At 70.1% G+C, this 16,426-nt stretch carries 16 protein-coding genes; 9 read left to right on the forward strand and 7 right to left on the reverse strand.

Annotation, left to right across the window (positions count from 1 at the left end):
- Positions 1-24: 24 nt before the first annotated feature.
- The 5 genes from ACIBO8_RS18210 to ACIBO8_RS18230 all read right to left on the reverse strand — a co-directional run bounded on the left by ACIBO8_RS18210 (position 25) and on the right by ACIBO8_RS18230 (position 7,277).
- Positions 25-3,123, reverse strand: coding sequence for a GH92 family glycosyl hydrolase (locus ACIBO8_RS18210; RefSeq protein WP_396116372.1), 3,099 nt, complete (start codon positions 3,121-3,123; stop codon positions 25-27).
- A 91-nt stretch (positions 3,124-3,214) separates the two neighbouring features.
- On the reverse strand, positions 3,215-3,643 hold the full coding sequence (locus tag ACIBO8_RS18215; protein WP_396116373.1) for a hypothetical protein: 429 nt from the start codon (positions 3,641-3,643) through the stop codon (positions 3,215-3,217).
- A gap of 11 nt (positions 3,644-3,654) precedes the next feature.
- Positions 3,655-4,284: a DNA-3-methyladenine glycosylase gene (locus ACIBO8_RS18220; RefSeq protein WP_396116374.1), complete on the reverse strand. Its 630-nt coding sequence runs from the start codon at positions 4,282-4,284 to the stop codon at positions 3,655-3,657.
- A gap of 166 nt (positions 4,285-4,450) precedes the next feature.
- Entirely contained in the window at positions 4,451-5,257 is an 807-nt protein-coding gene (locus ACIBO8_RS18225; protein ID WP_396116407.1) for a CAP domain-containing protein, read from the reverse strand.
- Between the two features lie 337 nt (positions 5,258-5,594).
- Entirely contained in the window at positions 5,595-7,277 is a 1,683-nt protein-coding gene (locus ACIBO8_RS18230; RefSeq protein WP_396116408.1) for an ArnT family glycosyltransferase, read from the reverse strand.
- A 728-nt stretch (positions 7,278-8,005) separates the two neighbouring features.
- On the opposite strand from ACIBO8_RS18230, the gene ACIBO8_RS18235 reads away from it, so the two are divergent.
- Both ACIBO8_RS18235 and ACIBO8_RS18240 read left to right on the forward strand, forming a co-directional pair.
- On the forward strand, positions 8,006-8,476 hold the full coding sequence (locus tag ACIBO8_RS18235; protein WP_396116375.1) for an RICIN domain-containing protein: 471 nt from the start codon (positions 8,006-8,008) through the stop codon (positions 8,474-8,476).
- Positions 8,477-8,774: 298 nt separating this feature from the next.
- A complete protein-coding gene (locus ACIBO8_RS18240; RefSeq protein ID WP_396116376.1) occupies positions 8,775-9,203 on the forward strand; it encodes a GNAT family N-acetyltransferase in 429 nt (142 codons plus the stop codon).
- On the opposite strand, the gene ACIBO8_RS18245 is transcribed toward ACIBO8_RS18240, so the two are convergent.
- Positions 9,204-9,440 carry a hypothetical protein gene (locus ACIBO8_RS18245; RefSeq protein ID WP_396116377.1) on the reverse strand — a complete coding sequence of 79 codons (237 nt, stop codon included), beginning with the start codon at positions 9,438-9,440 and terminating at the stop codon, positions 9,204-9,206. It abuts the gene before it with no gap.
- A gap of 194 nt (positions 9,441-9,634) precedes the next feature.
- On the opposite strand from ACIBO8_RS18245, the gene ACIBO8_RS18250 reads away from it, so the two are divergent.
- Genes ACIBO8_RS18250 through ACIBO8_RS18275 form a run of 6 tightly spaced genes read left to right on the forward strand, consistent with a single transcriptional unit; the run spans position 9,635 to position 13,744 of the window.
- Positions 9,635-10,513 carry a helix-turn-helix domain-containing protein gene (locus tag ACIBO8_RS18250; protein ID WP_396116378.1) on the forward strand — a complete coding sequence of 293 codons (879 nt, stop codon included), beginning with the start codon at positions 9,635-9,637 and terminating at the stop codon, positions 10,511-10,513.
- On the forward strand, positions 10,506-10,697 hold the full coding sequence (locus tag ACIBO8_RS18255; protein WP_396116379.1) for a DUF397 domain-containing protein: 192 nt from the start codon (positions 10,506-10,508) through the stop codon (positions 10,695-10,697). The genes ACIBO8_RS18250 and ACIBO8_RS18255 overlap by 8 nt, the downstream gene beginning before the upstream one ends.
- A 9-nt stretch (positions 10,698-10,706) precedes the next feature.
- Positions 10,707-11,906, forward strand: a complete 1,200-nt coding sequence (locus tag ACIBO8_RS18260; protein ID WP_396116380.1) for a hypothetical protein — start codon at positions 10,707-10,709, stop codon at positions 11,904-11,906.
- A 60-nt stretch (positions 11,907-11,966) separates the two neighbouring features.
- The gene (locus ACIBO8_RS18265) at positions 11,967-12,395 is read left to right on the forward strand and encodes a type II toxin-antitoxin system PemK/MazF family toxin (RefSeq protein ID WP_396116409.1); all 429 of its coding nucleotides are present in this window, start codon (positions 11,967-11,969) and stop codon (positions 12,393-12,395) included.
- Between the two features lie 38 nt (positions 12,396-12,433).
- Entirely contained in the window at positions 12,434-13,066 is a 633-nt protein-coding gene (locus ACIBO8_RS18270) for a hypothetical protein (protein WP_396116381.1), read from the forward strand.
- A gap of 15 nt (positions 13,067-13,081) precedes the next feature.
- A complete protein-coding gene (locus ACIBO8_RS18275; RefSeq protein WP_396116382.1) occupies positions 13,082-13,744 on the forward strand; it encodes an adenylate kinase family protein in 663 nt (220 codons plus the stop codon).
- Here the strand turns inward: ACIBO8_RS18275 and ACIBO8_RS18280 are convergent.
- Positions 13,720-14,481: a polyphosphate kinase 2 family protein gene (locus tag ACIBO8_RS18280; RefSeq protein WP_396116383.1), complete on the reverse strand. Its 762-nt coding sequence runs from the start codon at positions 14,479-14,481 to the stop codon at positions 13,720-13,722. The genes ACIBO8_RS18275 and ACIBO8_RS18280 overlap by 25 nt on opposite strands.
- Before the next feature lie 54 nt (positions 14,482-14,535).
- Here ACIBO8_RS18280 and tyrS point away from each other — a divergent pair, with 54 nt between their 5' ends.
- Positions 14,536-15,810 (forward strand): tyrosine--tRNA ligase, encoded by a 1,275-nt coding sequence (tyrS, locus tag ACIBO8_RS18285; protein WP_396116384.1) that lies wholly within the window; start codon positions 14,536-14,538, stop codon positions 15,808-15,810.
- Positions 15,811-16,426 lie beyond the last annotated feature (616 nt).

The raw sequence follows: 16,426 nt of genomic DNA on the forward strand, positions 1-16,426 counted from the left end.
CCCCACCCCGGGGACTGTCGCCCCCTAGTTCACGAGCACCTCATAGATCCGCGCCGCGGTGTTCCCGTCGGAGGCGGGCGTCACCACGGATATACGAAGATAGCGGGCATCGACGTTCACCGTTGTGGACGTCGAATCCGCCGTGTTGCCGCGTACCTGGGCCCGGGTGGTCCACGAGGAACCGTCGTCCGAGGTCTGGACGTCGAAGTCGCGCGTGTTCCATGCCGGGTTCTCGCCGCCGGCGCCGGCGTGTCGCACGATCACCGTGGAGATCCGTTGCCGGCTGCCCAGATCGGCCTGCACCCACTTGGTGGCGCCCTGCGAGCACCACTTGTCGGACCAGCCGCCGAGCCAGCTGCCGTTGAACGCCTTGTCCGGACCCTCGGTCGCCCCGCAGGACGAGTCGGCGGCGGCCGGACGGCGCAGGGCGAGGTCCGTGGGTGCGCTGCTGCTGCCGTACACCTCGAGCTCGTAGATCCGCGCCGTGCCGCTGCCGTCGTTGGCCGGCTGGCTCGTCTCGAACCGTACGTAGCGGGCGGTGCGGGCCGGGATCGGCGTGTAGGTCCGGCTGGCCTTCGAGCCGGTCACCGTGACCGCGGCGTTCCAGGTGGTGCCGTCCGTGCTGGTCGAGATCGTGTACGCGCCGGTGTTCCATCCGGTCTGCTCGCCGCCGAGCCCCGCGTGCTTGACGACGAAGGAGCTGACCGTACGCGCCGAGCCGAGGTCGACCTGAAGCTGCTGCGGCGCCGTACCCGAGCAGAACTTGCTGTTGCCCGCGATCGCGCCGTCGACGGCCTTGGCCGGGGACTCCGCGCTGTTGCAGGCGGCCGAGCCGGTCACCGGCCGGCCCAGGGCCAGGTTCGCGCCCAGGTCGGGTTCGGCCGGCGGCTGGGCGCGGCCGTCACCGAAACTCGGGGGTACGTCGCCCGCGCCCGTGCCCCACGCCGACGGGCTGCCGCCCTGCGTGAAGGCGATGGTGCCGCCGCCGGCGATGTCCCCGTACCGGAAGTAGCTGTGACTGGTCGAGCTGCCGTTCACCGAGAGGCTCTGTACGTAGCGGTCGGCGGAGCTGCCGCCGGTGATCGTGATGTTGCCCGGCGCGCGCTGGATCAGCACGTCCGGGAACAGCGCGCCGTGCACCGCCAGGGTGTCGGCGCCCGGGGTGACCGGGTAGAAGCCCAGCGCGGACCAGACGTACCAGGCCGAGGTGGCGCCCAGGTCGTCGTTGCCGGGCAGGCCGCCGGCGCCGGTCGTGAACGACTCGCTCATCACCCGGCGGACCGCGTCGCTGGTCCCGGCGGGCTTGCGGGCGGCGTTGTACGCCCACGGCACGTTGTGCTCGGGCTCGTTGCCGATGTAGAAGTACGGCCGCACGAGTCCGCCGTTGAGCTCGGTGAAGTGGTGGTCGAGGCGCTGCACGGCGGTGGCCGGGCCGCCCATCAGGGTGACGAGCGCGCCGAGGTTGTGCGGGACCATCCACGTGTACTGGGCGGCGTTGCCCTCGACGTACGGGCTCTCCTGCGCCGGGTTCAGCGGCTGCCGCCAGCCCCCGCCGCTGTCGCGGGTGTGGATGTACGACGACTCGCCGTTGAACAGGCTGCGCCAGTACTGCGAGCGGGCGCTGTACGTGTTGTACGCCGCGGTGTCGCCCGTCGCCTTGGCGAACTGCGCGATGGCGAAGTCGGAGGACGCGTACTCGAGGGTCTCCGACGGGTTGCCGGGGATGAACTGGTTCGCCTCGTACGCGGCCTCGTTGCCCCGCAGGACGGCGCCCTGGGTGCTGCCGCCGGTGGCGCTCTTCTTCATCAGCGCGAGCGCGGCCGCGGTGTCGAACCCGCGGACGCCGAACGCGTAAGCGCTGCCCACGATGATCGGCCCGGGGTCGCCGGGCATGACGAAGTCCTCCACCGTCTGGTGCGACCACTTGGGCAGCAGTCCGCCCTGCTGTCCGTCGAGGACCATCGACTTGACGATGTCGCTCATGACGTCCGGGGCGATGAGCGCGACCAGCGACGCCCAGGAGCGGTAGATGTCCCAGCCGGAGTAGTTCTGGTACACCGGGTGCGACGCGGTGTGCACGGCGCCGTCGAAGCCGCGGTACTGACCGTTGGTGTCGCTGGAGACGTTCGGGTTCTGCAGCACGTGGTACAGCGCTGTGTAGAACTTCTGCAGGTCGGTGGCGCTGCCGCCGCCGGTGACCTGGATGCGGTTCAGCGCGGTGTTCCAGGCGCTGTTCGCGTTGGCGCGTACGGTCGCGAAGCTCGCGGCCTCGGCGGTGGCGTTGGTCTGCGCGTTGGCCACGCTGACGAACGAGATGCCGACGGTGGCGTTGACGACCGCGTTCGAGGTGGTGTCGAAGGTGACGTACGCGCCGGTCTGCGTGCCGCTGGTGGTCGTGGACCCGGCCGTGACCGTGCCGCCCTTGAACGTTCCGTAGCCGGTGGGGGTGCGGTCGAACTGGATCGAGTAGTACATCGTGAACGTCTTGCCGCCGCAGAAGCCGCCCGCGGTGTGCTGCCCGGAGACGCGGTTCCCGCTGATGGTGACGGTGCCGTCGCGGTCACCGGTGGCGGAGCGGCTCGCGTTGATCAGGACCCGCGCGGTGGTGCTCGCCGGGTACGCGAGCCGCAGCGCGCCGGTGCGCGTGGTGGCGCTCAGCTCGGCGTCCACGCCGTACTTGTCGAGCCGGTTCTTGTAGTAGCCGGGCGAGGCGACCTCGTTGGACTTCGTGTACGCCGATGCGTAGCTGGTCCAGGCCGAGCCGGGGGAGGAGCCGAGGTTGCCGGTGACCGGGAGGATCGGGATGTCCTCGTTGTTGGGGCAGCCGGCGCCGTTGAAGTGGGTCAGGCTGAACGACTCGATGGTGCGGTCGCGGTCGCGGTAGCCCGACGGGGATCCGGTGGGCGTGTCCGGGCTGAACTGCACCATCCCGAACGGCACGGTGGCGCCGGGGAAGGTGCTGCCGCCGGCGCCGCCGGGGACCGGGTTGGGGGAGCTGCTGTCGTCGGTGCCGACGAACGGGTTGACGTACTGGGTGAGATTCAGGTCGGCGGCGGCCGCCGCCTGCGGAACGGAGAGGGCTGCGGCGGTGAGGACAACCGCCGCGGCGAGGGTACGGAGCATCGGGGTGCCGTCCCTTCCTGCGGAACAGGCGTGACAACGTTGTCACGAGATGGCACCAATAGAAACACGGCTATATAAGTGCTTGTCAATATCAGGGGCGCCGGCGCACCAGGGTGGCGGCGGCCATCGCCGTGCCCCCGGTGCCGACGCCGCCGAGCACTCCCAGCGCGAACCGCTGTTCATCGGCGGCGCGGTCGCCGGCCAGCGCGCTGATTCCGGCGATCCAGAAGGCCAGCAGGACGATCCCGGCGGCCACCAGCGCCCAGCGCGGCAGATCCACCGGGGGCGCCCACACCTCGCGGATGAACCAGCTCTGCGGCCGCCTGCCTCGCAGCGCCCGCCGGTTGGTGACGATGCCGGCGGTGAAGCCGGGCAGCACGAGCAGAGCGGCGACCGTCACGGCGAGCCCGGTCGCGACGATCGTCCCGCCGCGCAGCAGGCCGGCGATCAGCACGGCGCACCACAGGACGCCGGCCAGGCACAGGACGTCCAGCAGCAGCAACAACCGACGAGAGATCACCGATCCGGACGTTAGCGCTCGGATCCCTCCCGTACGGGCCGTTCCGGCTTTTTCCGCGGAACGTGCCGCCGGTACGCGCTCACGGTCGGGTCCCCGCCGATCCAGAACCGCCAGGGCACGTCGTGCGCGGACGTCACCCCGACCCGCGGACCCGCCTCCACGGGACCGACCGGCCCGTCGGGCTCGTGCAGCGTCGCCGGGCCGCTGCCGTCCACCACCGACGTCCCGTTGGCCCGGCGGTCGATCGCCAGGACCTGCATGAGCTTCGCCGGGCCGGAGGCGAGGTCACGGTCCCGGCGGGTACGCCGGCGCTCCCGCGCGACCTCCACCCCGCCGACGACCTCCCCGGCGCGCAGGAGCACCGCCGATGCCACGCCGGGCTCACCGCACACCACGTTGGCGCAGAAGTGCATGCCGTAGATCTGGTAGACGTACAGCATGCCGGCGGGGCCGAACATGACCTCGTTGCGGTTCGTCACCCCGCGGTGCGCGTGGCTGGCCGGATCCTTGCCCAGCCCGCTGTACGCCTCGACCTCGGTCAGCCGTACGGTCACGCCGTTCGCCGTCAGGCGCCAGCCGAGCAGCTGCCGCGCCGCCTCGTCGACCTTGTCCGCGGGGAGTTCGAGCCAGGGATACGTCACGGCACCAGCGAAGCACAGCGTCAGCTGGTGGGCCGCGTCGGCCCTTTCGGGCGGCGCCGCTTCACCGGCCCGCACGTGCCGCCCGGGCGGTACGGCCCGAACGGCCGGGTCGGCCCGAACTCGAGGCGGCGGCGTCGCCGGCGCCTCGCGGGTCCGCTCGCGCCCGTCATCCCACGAAGTCCTGGGTCATCCACACGACTCCCTTGCTGTCGCGGACCACGCTCAGGCCGATGCGCTTGAAGCTCTTGCTGAGCAGGTTCTTACGGTGGCCGTCGTTCGGCGGAACCTCGGCGAGCATGCTGTCGGTGAGCCCGTCGGCGGCCTCGACGATCTGGGAGTCGCTGCCGCCCGCGGAGCCGAAGCCGATGTTCTCGCCCGCCGAGCGCCAGCTCACGCCCTGCGCGCTGAACCGGTCGCCGATCCCGGACTCGCCCGGGCACTGATGGTTCAGGCCGCAGCCGTCGATCATCAGCTGGTTGTGCAGCGCCGAGGCCTTCGACAGCGACTCGTCCAGCGTGAGCGCCGGCAGACCCTCGTCGTTGCGGGCGGCGTTGATGTGGGCGAGCACGCGGTCGAGGATCGAACCGCTCGTCGCCGGCGGGTTACCGGTGCTGGGCCGGCCGGGCGGCCGGGTGGCCGGGCGCCGGGCCGCGGTGGCCTTCGGCTTCGGCTTCGCCTTGGGCTTCGGGGGCGTCGTGGTGGCGGCCGGTGCGGGCTTGCCCGCGGTGGCTGACGGCGCCGCCGAGGGCGGCAATGAAGCGGCCGCCGCCTCGTCGAGCTGCAGGTCGGTCCCGGTGCCCGTGTCGTCGACGTCGGCGGGCGGCTGGGTGACCAGGGGCGCGTCGGCGGACGTCCGCTCGGCGGCCGGTCCGGCGTCGTGCCGGTGGAGCCCGACGACCGTGAACCCGACGCCGATCACCACGGCGGTGGCACCCGCCGCCAGCGTGTACCGGAACTGATGGGCAGCGGACATAGGCACGGACTCGGTCACCTCGGGCTCTCGTCGGACGGCCGCGGGGTGCACGGCTCGGCGGCCGCGGGCACGGCGCCTGACGACTATGGCCGCCGTGACCGGGCGGCGGGCCGTACCTCAGGAGCCCTTAAGGATCGACACACGAAGACCTAAGATCACCCGTCGAGCCCGAATACGGCGAGTGACGCGAGCGCCACTACAGCGTCCTCCACCCCAGCGGTACAAGACCCCCGGGTCCTTGAGGGGTGCCCAGCGCGGGCGCCGCCGTCGAGGCGAGCGGGCCGGCGCACCGGCGTCGGTTCGGCCTCCCTGCAGGGCCCCGAATTCGGGGCACGCGTCACCGACCGTGTTCGGCGGGGATGGGGCAGCGTTGGGCTGGTTGCCACACGTGGTAGCCGTTGAGGTTCCAGTGTTTCTGCCATTGGCAGGTGGAGTGGGCCAGGACGGTGTTGCGGGTGTCGGTGGTGCGGAATACGTAGGTGGCGTGGGGGTCGGCTTGCACGGCGGTGCGGTAGGGCTGGTAGCGGTCGAGTCCGGGGTGCAGGCCGTCGGTGGGGCTGCCGAAGAGTACGGCGCAGGTGATGTGTTCGTTGCTGAGGAAGGTGAGCCGGTTGCATTCGAGGTAGCCGCTGTAGATGTGGGTGATGCCTTCGTGGTGCAGGGCGTTGATGAGTTGTCGGCGGGGTGTTTCGGTGGGGCCTTGGCCGGCGTCGCGGTAGGCCTGCACGGTGCCGAGGGTGAGGGTGATCGCGGTGAGGGTGAGCACGGCGGTTCGCAGCAGGGCACCGGCTCGGGGTGGGATGGCGGGTAGGGCCCAGAGGGGGGCTATGACGGCGGGGGTGGCGATGAGCACGCCGATGATGTAGCGGAAGTTGTTGGCGGGGGCGACGCCGGGGGTGGGGCTGGCGGCGAAGGCGAGCACGGTCAGGGCGGCGGCGGTCAGCATCGCTAATCTTGCCCAGGTTTGGGCTTGGGTGGGCATGTCCGCGGTGGGTTGTTGCGCTGTGGTGGCGCGGTGGTGGCGGAGCAGGCGGATGCCGGTGACGAGTCCGATGCTCCACAGCACGATGAGGGCGATGCCCCACAGCGTGGAGACGAGGTCGTCGGTGGGTGGGTGCCAGCTTCCGGACATGCCGAAGAACCAGGCGGGTGGGGAGTTCGGGTGTGCGAGTGCCGAGCCGCCGGTGACGTAGGACAGGCTGGTGGTGACGGTGTTGATGACCTGGGTGGTCAGGCCGGGTGATGCGGCGCCGTTGAGGCCGGTGCCGCCGTGCAGGTACATGTTGATCACGGCGAGGATCCCGCTGTCGTGCCAGGGGCGGCTGAGGTCGTGCAGGATCCAGGGGATGGCGCCGGTGAGCAGGCCGGCGGCCAGGGCCGGCCAGCTGCCGGGAATGGGGGTGGTGCGCCGGCGCAGGCTCATCCAGACCAGTACGGCGGAGGTGAGCACGAACGGGGCGATCAGGACGGTGCTCCACAGGCCGAGGGTGGCGGTGGCGCCCCAGCCGGCGAGCCGCCACCGGTGTGCGTGGGGGTGGCTGGTGTCGTGGGTGGTGTCCAGCAGCCGGTGGGCGAGCAGGAGCAGCAGGGTGCCGGCGAGCAGTGTTTCGGGGATGGCGCCTTGGGCGACCAGCTGGTGGCCGTACAACTCGCGGGAGCCCAGGGTGAGCAGCGCTACTGATACCAGGGCGATCGTGGTGCCGTACAGGCGGCGGGCCAGGACGTACATGGTGGCCAGGAACAGTAGGTACATCAGCAGCATGGCGGTGCGCAGCGCGATCAGCGAGGCACCGAACACCCGGAAGATGAGGGCGGCGAGGTAGGCCTCGGCGGTGCCCATGTAGGACTGGCCGTACATGAAGCTGGGGAAATCGCGGCCCTGGGCGATGTGCATCGCCATCAGCCCCATCGTGCCCTCGTCGCTGTTACTCGCCGGCCACTCCGCGACCAGCAGGCCGAAACGCACACCAGCCGCGACACACAGCAACAACACCAGCAACAACGACGGCGACCAACGCACCCTCAACCAGGACACCGCACCGACACCCGCTCCCGGCCTCGTCACAGCGTGGGCCGGCCGCCCGGTGGGTGCGCCCGGACGGCGCCCGGACGGAGCGGATTCGGCATCCGATCCCACTCTTCGGTCAACGTCGCCTCCCAGGCTTCACGGTACGTCATCGACGATCGACGGGTTCGACGACCGAGGCGATGGCAGGGCGCCTTCACATCCGCACGGCTTGCTACGCATCCGCACGCCGCTGTCGGACGCCGCCGAAGCCCTGCCGGGCAGCCTGACCGGGGTGCTATCCGTCGGCGATGCCCTGCACAGCCGGATCGGCCACGGGTTCATCTACCGGCGATAACCACGGCACTGAGAGCGGGATGCTTTCTCGCAGGGTCGACCTGCACATTCGTTGAGGAGATCCTACGCAGGATTCGCCATTAAAGAAGGCGATGGTATCTGTCAGGTAACGGGTTCCTGAATGGGTCGCCGGACGTAACTATCCGTGTGCGTTGGGTGACTAGTCGGAGTTTGCCCGATGGTGCCGTACCGAGCCTTTTCCCGCTTCTCTTGCAGGCCACGGCAGGTGAGTCCGGCCAATACCCCGGCTCGGCCGAATCCGACGACAATACAGAATGACGCTTTGACCCTGATGAGTGGGGTCCATCGCTCGCGATACGAGTTGACAATCGCTTATCCCGTGACGTTGACTGTCTCGCCGATGCACGTTTGAGCAAGGAGATCGGATGCGTAAGAAGAAGTTCGCCGGTGCGGCAGTGGCAGCGGCGATGGTCGGGGCACTGCTCACGGTCTTCACCCCCAGCGCCGCGCAGGCATCGACCTGCTGCTTCAAGTACAAGAACGGGAATGGCAAGTACCTGGCGGCCAGTGGCTCGTACATTGTTGTCAACAGCACCGGCCTCGCCTGGACGGAGGTTGGTGACTCGGGTTACCTGACCCTCTGGAACCAGACGGCCAACAAGAACCTGGGCCTCAGCGGGAACAGCACCGCGAACGGCACCCGCGCCGTCCTCGCGAGTGGTTCCAGCAGTCACACCCAGGACTGGTCGCCCAAGTTCGTCAACGACTTCCAGTTCCAGCTGAAGAACCGCGCCGACCCGAGCAAGTGCCTCGGAATTTCGGGTGGCAGCAGCGGCACCGACGTCGCCATCTTCACCTGCCAGGTCGCCACGAACCAGCTGTGGTCGCGCGTCTGATCAGGTTTGATCGGGTCTGATCGGACCTGGAGTCGGCGAGAATAAGAAAGTTGCCGGCGGGCGAGCCTGCGGCGGGCACAGAAATCACTGATAATGGGAGCCACATCACTCATTCATCATTGAGATCTGTGCCCGCTGTCCGTTACGCCCCGGGTTCCATTGCACCGCTATGCGGGCGCTGCTGGAGAGCGCCCCGAGCTTCGCCGTTGACCCCTGCCCGGCAAGCTGGCGGCGCGCGATCGCGTCCAGCTCGTCATAATCGCGTACGAGACAGCGCTGATCTCGGCGAGGAGCTGACGTGGTGGACCTGCCGGAGGGGTATCGCCTGCTCGACGGGCCGCCGCCCGTCGACGAGTACCTTGCGCTGCGCCGCGCGGCGGGGCTGTCGCCGAGATCCCGGGCGCAGGCCGTCGCCGCGCTGCCCGGAAGCTGGTACGCCTGCCACGTCCTGCACGCGGAGAGCGGCCTGGCCGTGGCCATGGGCCGGGTCATCGGCGACGGCGGCTGGTACTTCCACGTCGCCGACATGGCGGTGCTGCCCGAGCACCAACGCCGCGGCCTCGGCGACGCGGTGCTGACCGTCCTGCTCGACCGCATCCGGGCCAAGGCGCCGCCCGGGGCGTACGTGAACCTCCTCGCCGATCCGCCCGGCCGCCGCCTGTACGCCCGGCACGGCTTCACCGAGACGGCCCCGGACTCGATCGGCATGGCGCTGAAGCTGCCCTGATCAGACCCACGACAGGAACCGTTCGTAGAGGTCGGCCGGGGTGGGCCGGCCCCGCGCGGCGAGGTCCTCGACGGCGTCGTACATGGTCGACGCCATGTAGATCGCGAGGCCGGACGGGAAGCGGGCGTACTGCGCCGCCAGCTCGGCCTTGGCGTCGGCGCACGGCCACGGCGTCGCGCACACGAGGCACTCCCAGGACGGGCGGGCCGGCAGGTGGTCGGTCCGCGGCACGAGCATCCTGCACCCTCTCGTCGGACCCCTTCATCACGGTGGGCGATGCGGGGGCTACACACAGGAGCGTGCGTGACATAGTCTCAGGCATCAATGGATCAGGGCGAGATTCCCGAGATCGAATTCTCAGTGTCTCGCCACGGGCGATCCGGTCGTCTCGTTCGGCACACCTGCACAATTCCCGACACTGGAGGCGGCCCGTGAACGCGGAAACCGGGTCCACCGTCCCCCGGCGCCAGGCCGGCCGGCTCATGAAGCAGCTGCGTGAGCAGGCGGGCATCTCGCTCATGGCGGCGGCCGAGGAGCTCGAGTTCTCCCGCGCCCGGATGTACCGCATCGAGAACGGCGAGGTGTCGCTGCGCAAACACGACGTGCTGGCCATGTGCGCGTTCTACGGCGCCAACGACCAGATCACCGAGGTGCTGGTCGGGCTCGCGCGCGAGTCCAAGGCCAAGGGCTGGTGGCACGCGTACGGCGACGTCGTCCCGGGCTGGTTCGAGCTCTACGTCGGCATGGAGACGGCAGCCGAGCGGCTGCGGCACTACGCGCCCAGCGTCATCCCGGGACTCCTGCAGAACCGGGAGTACGCCGAGTGGGTGTTCCGCAAGCGCGCCGACCTCGACGAGGCCGGGGTGCAGAACGCGGTGGCCGTACGGCTGGAGCGCCAGGAGCTGCTGCGCCGGCACAGCCCCCGCCCGCCGCAGCTCGAGGTGATCGTCGACGAGGGCGTGCTGCGCCGCAGCATCGCCGACACGCTCGGCATGCAGAAACAGCTGGCACACCTGGTCAACATCTCGCAGCGGCCCGGGGTGAGCGTGCGCGTGCTGCCCTTCTCGGCCGGCCCGCACAGCGCGTCCAGCGCCGGTTCGTTCACCATTCTCGACTTCCCCACCGTCGGGGCGGCCGCGCCGGAGCCGACCACGATCTACAGCGAGAATCTGACCGGCGCCCTCTACCTCGACAAGCCCCGTGAAGTGGAGACTTATAGCGGCATCTGGCGTGAGCTGGAACGCGCGGCCCTCGACCAGCGTGCCTCCGACGATTTCATCGGCACGATCATCAAGGAGAGCGATGGCTGACCTGACCGGTGCCCGATGGCACAAGAGCACCCGCAGCGGCAGCAACGGGGGCGACTGCGTCGAGGTCGCCGACAACCTGCCGGACATCATCGCCGTCCGCGACAGCAAGGACCCGCACGGGCCGGCGCTCGTCTTTCCCCGCGAAACATGGCGGGCGTTCATCGAATCGCTCAAGGACCAATAGCCTGGGGCGGTGATCACCACCGTCGACCTGCCCGCACCCGGCCCGCTCTGGCGCCGGTGGAGCATCCTGGCCGCGGCACTGACCGCGCTCGGCCACGAGGACACCTGGACCGTAGGACCCGCCGGCGCCCACCACGACGACGGCGGCGGCAGCTGGAGCCACCTCGCGCTCGTCGAGGGCGGCCGGGCGGTCCTGTACGGCTACGACCGTGACTACAGCGAGACCGCGGACATCGAGCCGCCGCTGGACCTGCTAGCCGGCGCCCCGGCCTGGCTGCCCTGGGACGAGCTCACCCGGTTCGCCGCGCAGGACCAGCTCGGGTACGTGCTCTGGTGCGACGGCACGGCAGCCTGGCAGCGCGTCTCCTATCCGGACGACGTGGAGGACGGGCTGGACTCGACCGCCGGCCCGGTCCTCGACGAGCGCGCCACCCACCGCGAGCTCGTCGATTTCGTGTACGTGCGGGGCGGGCACGGCATCGACACCCCGGCGGAGCGCGCCGCTGTCGCCGAGGCGGCGGACCGGCTGCTCGCCGGCTTCGGCCCCGAGGCCCTGCACGAGCTGGTGGGCCGGCTGACCGAGGTGCAGGTCGACCTGCCCGCCGCTCTGGCCGTGGCCGCCCGCGGCGGACTGATGCCGGGCACCGCCGTACCGATGGTGCCGCCCGGCAGTCCTCCTGCCCGGCGCCGGATCCGCAAGCTCAGCGACGCCGAGCACGACCGGCTCATCTGGGCCGCGATGCGCGAGGAGACCGAGCGCACCCGCCCGGTGCCGGTGCCGACCGGCGAACTGGGCGCGATGGTGACCTGGCTGCGCGGCCGCGCCCCGGCGGGTGACGGCCGATGTTCCCTGCTGGTGTACGCCGACGACGCCAGCGTCACCGCCCAGCCGGGCGAACACCCGCCCGCGGACCTCCCCGGCGAGGGCCGCTTCGGGGCCTTCCGCGAGCTCACCGACCTCGTGCGCCGGCTGCGGGAGGCCGAGGCGGACGACGCCGGCGGGCGCTGGTTCTTCCTGCGCATCGAGACGACCGCCGGAACGGTCTCCGTGGACCGCCGCTACGACGCCTGGCCGTCCTGGTGGAGGGACAACGGCATCTCCGGCCCGTGGCGCGGCAACCTCCTTCGCGAGGTCGAGGCCCGCGCGGCGGCGTGGCGTCCGTCCTGGACGGCATTGCTGAGCCCCGAGGTCGCCTACCGCCCGGCATAGGCCGCTACAGTGCCGGGCGTGAGCAGACTCCTCAAGGGCATCGCCGGATCGTTGCGCCGGATGGCGGGCAGCCGCGTCCCCGCGCCCCGGCAGGCACCGCGCCAGGTCCCGACCGCCAGCCGCGGCCGCCACCTGGAGTACGCGCCGAACCTCGACGGCGACGCCGACCCGGGCGAGATCGTCTGGACCTGGGTCGAGTACGAGGAGGACGCCAGCCGGGGCAAGGACCGCCCGGTGCTGGTGGTGGGCCGCGACGGCCGTACCCTCCTCGGCCTGATGCTCTCCAGCCAGAGCGAGCGGGACGGCCAGCGCAATTGGCTGGCGCTGGGCCCCGGCGCCTGGGACCGGGAGTCGCGGCCCAGCTGGGTCCGCCTCGACCGGGTGCTGGAGGTCGACGAGGACGGCATCCGCCGCGAGGGAGCGATCCTCGACCGGGGCCGCTTCGATCAGGTCGCGGCGGTGCTGCGGGACGACTACGGCTGGGCATAACCCGCTCCCGGCGGGAGTTGACCACTACCGTGGGTGCCATGGATACGGACGTAATGGTCGGTTTCGGCGGCAAGCAGGCGTGGCTGGCCGTCCGCGACGGCGACCCGGGCGAGGTGCTCGCCGCCCTGGGCCTGCGCGACCTCGGTGAGGTGCGCTGGCGCGACGGCATCGACCTGGCGCACCTCACCGACGACCGCGTCGCGGTGACCCCGCCGCTGCGCGGTGTCGCCGGCAGCCGGTGGGTGCTCGCGGCGGGCCGTCACCTCATGCGCCCCGACGTCGTCCTCGACCTCGCCGCGCTGTCCAAGCAGCTGCACACCCAGATTCAGTTCTTCGCCACCCACCGCGTGACCGAGACCCACCGCTGGCAGCGCGCCGACGACGGCACGCTGATCCGCGCCTTCGGATACGTGGGACAGACCGGCGACGTCACCTCGTGGTTCGGCGACCCCGACCCGGTGGAACTCGCGGCCGGGCTGCCCGCGTCGTTCGCTGAGTCCCTGGACGACGAGCTGGTGCGCCTGCTGGAGGAGGGCGACAGCTTCGCCTCCACGACGGTGCTGGTCTCCGAGCACGACGTGCTCCGCGTGGCCGAGGGCTGGAGCCTCGACCCGACCGGGCTCGACGGCCGCGCGGCACCGGGTCCGCTGCGTGTCGGCGCCGCGGCCTGAGGGAAGGACGAGACCATGCGCAAGTACGTGATCATGGGTGTGCAGGGCAGCGGCAAGGGCACCCAGAGCGAGCTGCTCGAGAACGACCTCGACCTGGTCCACATCAGCGTCGGCGACATCTTCCGCTGGCACGTGCAGCACCACACCAAGCTCGGCGCCCAGGTCCGGCGCACGATGAACGCGGGCGAGCTCGTCGGCGACGACCTCGTCGAGAAGGTGGTCCGCGACCGCCTCGACCAGCACGACTGGAACTTCGGCTTCGTCATCGACGGCTTCCCGCGCAACGGGCGCCAGGCCGAGTTCTTCATGGAGACCTACGACCTGGACGGCGTCATCCACCTCGAGCTGCCGGACGACGAGGTACGCCGCCGTGTGCTCAGCCGCCGCCTCTGCCCGGGTTGCGGCATGGACTACAACCTCATCGCCGACCGGCCCAAGGTCGAGGGCCGCTGCGACATCTGCGGCACGGAACTGATCGTCCGCGAGGACGACACCCCGGAGGCCCTCGCCGCCCGGCTGCGCGACTACCACGAGAAGACCCGGCCGGTCCTCGAACTCTTCCGGCGCAAGGAGGTCGTGCACGACGTGGACGCCCGTCCCGCGCCGGAGAAGGTGCAGCAGGAGATCCGCCGCGTGCTCGACCTCCCCGAATATCAGCCGGCTTCGGTGATGTCGTAGCCCCGCGCGGTCAGCTCCTCCTCGACGAGGTGGCAGACGTGCTCCACCACGGCGAGGCGCGCGTAGTGCTTGCTGTCGCCCGGCACGACCTGCCACCTCGCCCGCGCCCGGTCGGTCCGCTCCAGCATGTCCTCGACGGCCGCCTCGTAGTCACTGCGGCGTTCCCGGTTGCGCCAGTCCTCGTCGGTCAGCTTCCATGCGCGCAACGGGTCGCCCGCCCGGCTCTCGAAGCGGCGCAGCTGCTCCTCGTCGGAAACGTGCATCCAGAACTTGATCAGGATCATGCCCTCGGCGGTCAGGGTGCGTTCGAACTCCACGATCTCGTCGTACGCCCGTGACCACTGGTCCCTGGTCGCGAAGCCCTCGACCCGCTCCACCAGCACCCGGCCGTACCAGGAGCGGTCGAGCACCGTCATCCCGCCCCAGCCCGGCAGCACCGCCCAGAACCGCTGCAGGAAGTGGTGCCGCTTCTCGTCGTACGTCGGGGCGGCGAACTGCGAGACGCGGACGTGCCGCGGATCGAGCGGCGAGACCAGCCGCTTGATCGCACCGCCCTTGCCGGAGGCGTCCCAGCCCTCGAACAGCACGCACAGCGGCGGCCCGATCTTGTGCCCGCCCAGCTGGCCGCCGAGCAGCAGCCGGAGCCGCAGCAGCCGCTGCTGAGCCGCCTCCAGCTTGTCGGCGGCCTTCTTCTTCGACATCTCGACGGGGGGTACGGCGGATCCGAGACGGCTCATCACCACAGCGTGCCACGCCCGTACGACGAAACCCGATGTCACAGCCCCCGGGGCATGCAGGACAATCGCAGGGTGACTCTCGTTGACGACATGCAGTGGCGCGGACTCATCCAGGACTCGACCGACCCCGACGAGCTGCGCAAGCACCTCGACGGCGGCTCGATGACGTTCTATGTGGGCTTCGACCCCACCGCGCCGTCCCTGCACGTCGGCAACCTCATGCAGGTCGTGACCGCCCGGCGGCTCCAGCTCGCCGGTCACAAGCCGCTGCTGCTGGTCGGCGGTGCCACCGGGCAGATCGGCGACCCCAGCGGCAAGGCCTCCGAGCGGGTCCTGAACTCGAGCGAGGTGACCGCCGGCTGGGTGGCGCGCATCCGCGACCAGCTCGCCCCCTTCGTGACGTACGAGGGCGACAACGCCGCCGTGCTGGTCAACAACCTGGACTGGACCGGCGAGCTGTCGGTGATCGACTTCCTGAGAGACGTGGGAAAGCACTTCCCGATCAACAAGATGCTCGCCCGCGACGTGGTGCGCAACCGCCTCGAGAGCGGCATCAGCTACACCGAGTTCAGCTACCAGCTGCTGCAGGCTAACGACTTCTACGAGCTGCACACGCGGCACGGCTGCGTGCTGCAGTTCGGGGGCTCCGACCAGTGGGGCAACATCACCGCGGGCGTCGACTTCGTCCGCCGGCGTGGTGCCGGCCCGGTCCAGGCCTTCACCACCCCGCTGGTCCTCAAGGCCGACGGCACGAAGTTCGGCAAGAGCGAAGGTGGAGCGGTCTGGCTCGACCCCGCGATGACCTCGCCGTACGCGTTCTACCAGTTCTGGGTCAACGCCGACGACCGCGACGTCTCCCAGTACCTGCGGTACTTCAGCTTCAAGACCCGCGAGGAGCTCGAGGAGCTGGACAAGGCGACCGCCGAGCGGCCCCAGGCCCGGCTCGCGCAACGCGAACTCGCCTTCGAGATCACCGCCCTCGTGCACGGCGAGGAGGAGGCGCACCAGGCCGTGGCCGCCAGTCAGGCGCTGTTCGGCAGAGGATCCCTGGCGGAGCTCTCGGCGGAAACGCTGCGGGCCGCCCTTTCCGAGGCCGGTCTCACACAGGTACGCGGTGAGCTGCCGACTGCCACCGTGCTCCTGCAGCAGGCGGGCCTCGTGAAGAGCGGCGGAGAGGCGCGCCGGACGATCGCCGAGGGTGGCGCGTACGTCAACAACGAGCGCGTGACCGATCCCGAGGCCGTGGTTCCGGAGTCGGCGCTGCTGCAGGGGCGCTTCCTCGTCCTGCGCAAGGGCAAGCGGACGTTCGCCGGTGTCGAACGGGTGTGACCCAGGTCTACTTCCGGGGATTTGACGGTCGTTAGACCCTCGACGTACCTTTCTTCCTGCCCGCGGGAGTGTTCCTCGGGCAGGAAGAGCCCAGCGCCGGCATGGTTCGCCATTCGGTCTGCTGGACCGGGTGGTGCGGACCGGACCCCTTCGGGGGCCGCGGAACCCCTTCGGGGGGCCGATTTGGAGCCGCGAAGCCGACCGGGTAAGGTTCTTCGAGCCGGCAGGGAAACGGACGCGGTAAGCGGACGTCCTGCCAAACCCCAGGAAAGAGCATCCGGTGGAGTCGTGCGCGGCTCCGGATAACCGGTGCGCCGGAATGGGACTCGAGCGAAATCCTTCGCCGAAACCGGGAAAACCCCGGATTTGACGGTGGGAAACAGCGAGAGTAAAGTTGAGCGAGTGCCCCGGAGAACGGGCCGCGGAAATGCGGTTCTTCAACGGTGTGTGGTTGTTCTTTGAGAACTCAACAGGGTGCTTGATAAGCCAGTGCCAATTTGATTTACCCTGGCCAGGCTTTATGTCTGGTGGGATTCCTTTGGCAGCATTTTTTGTTGCCGGGATGGATTCACAACAAAGGTTTTTGTTGGAGAGTTTGATCCTGGCTCAGGACGAA

It is taken from the genome of Actinoplanes sp. NPDC049681 (assembly GCF_044465265.1).
Classification (GTDB): Bacteria; Actinomycetota; Actinomycetes; order Mycobacteriales; family Micromonosporaceae; genus Actinoplanes.

Coding starts and splice junctions, on each gene's coding strand:
- ACIBO8_RS18210 (WP_396116372.1), bottom strand. CDS start 3,123: ATGCTCCGTACCCTCGCCGCGGCGGTTGTCCTCACCGCCGCAGCCCTC.
- ACIBO8_RS18225 (WP_396116407.1), bottom strand. CDS start 5,257: ATGTCCGCTGCCCATCAGTTCCGGTACACGCTGGCGGCGGGTGCCACC.
- ACIBO8_RS18235 (WP_396116375.1), top strand. CDS start 8,006: ATGCGTAAGAAGAAGTTCGCCGGTGCGGCAGTGGCAGCGGCGATGGTC.
- ACIBO8_RS18245 (WP_396116377.1), bottom strand. CDS start 9,440: ATGCTCGTGCCGCGGACCGACCACCTGCCGGCCCGCCCGTCCTGGGAG.
- ACIBO8_RS18255 (WP_396116379.1), top strand. CDS start 10,506: ATGGCTGACCTGACCGGTGCCCGATGGCACAAGAGCACCCGCAGCGGC.
- ACIBO8_RS18265 (WP_396116409.1), top strand. CDS start 11,967: ATGGCGGGCAGCCGCGTCCCCGCGCCCCGGCAGGCACCGCGCCAGGTC.
- ACIBO8_RS18270 (WP_396116381.1), top strand. CDS start 12,434: ATGGATACGGACGTAATGGTCGGTTTCGGCGGCAAGCAGGCGTGGCTG.
- ACIBO8_RS18275 (WP_396116382.1), top strand. CDS start 13,082: ATGCGCAAGTACGTGATCATGGGTGTGCAGGGCAGCGGCAAGGGCACC.
- ACIBO8_RS18280 (WP_396116383.1), bottom strand. CDS start 14,481: ATGAGCCGTCTCGGATCCGCCGTACCCCCCGTCGAGATGTCGAAGAAG.
- tyrS (WP_396116384.1), top strand. CDS start 14,536: ATGCAGGACAATCGCAGGGTGACTCTCGTTGACGACATGCAGTGGCGC.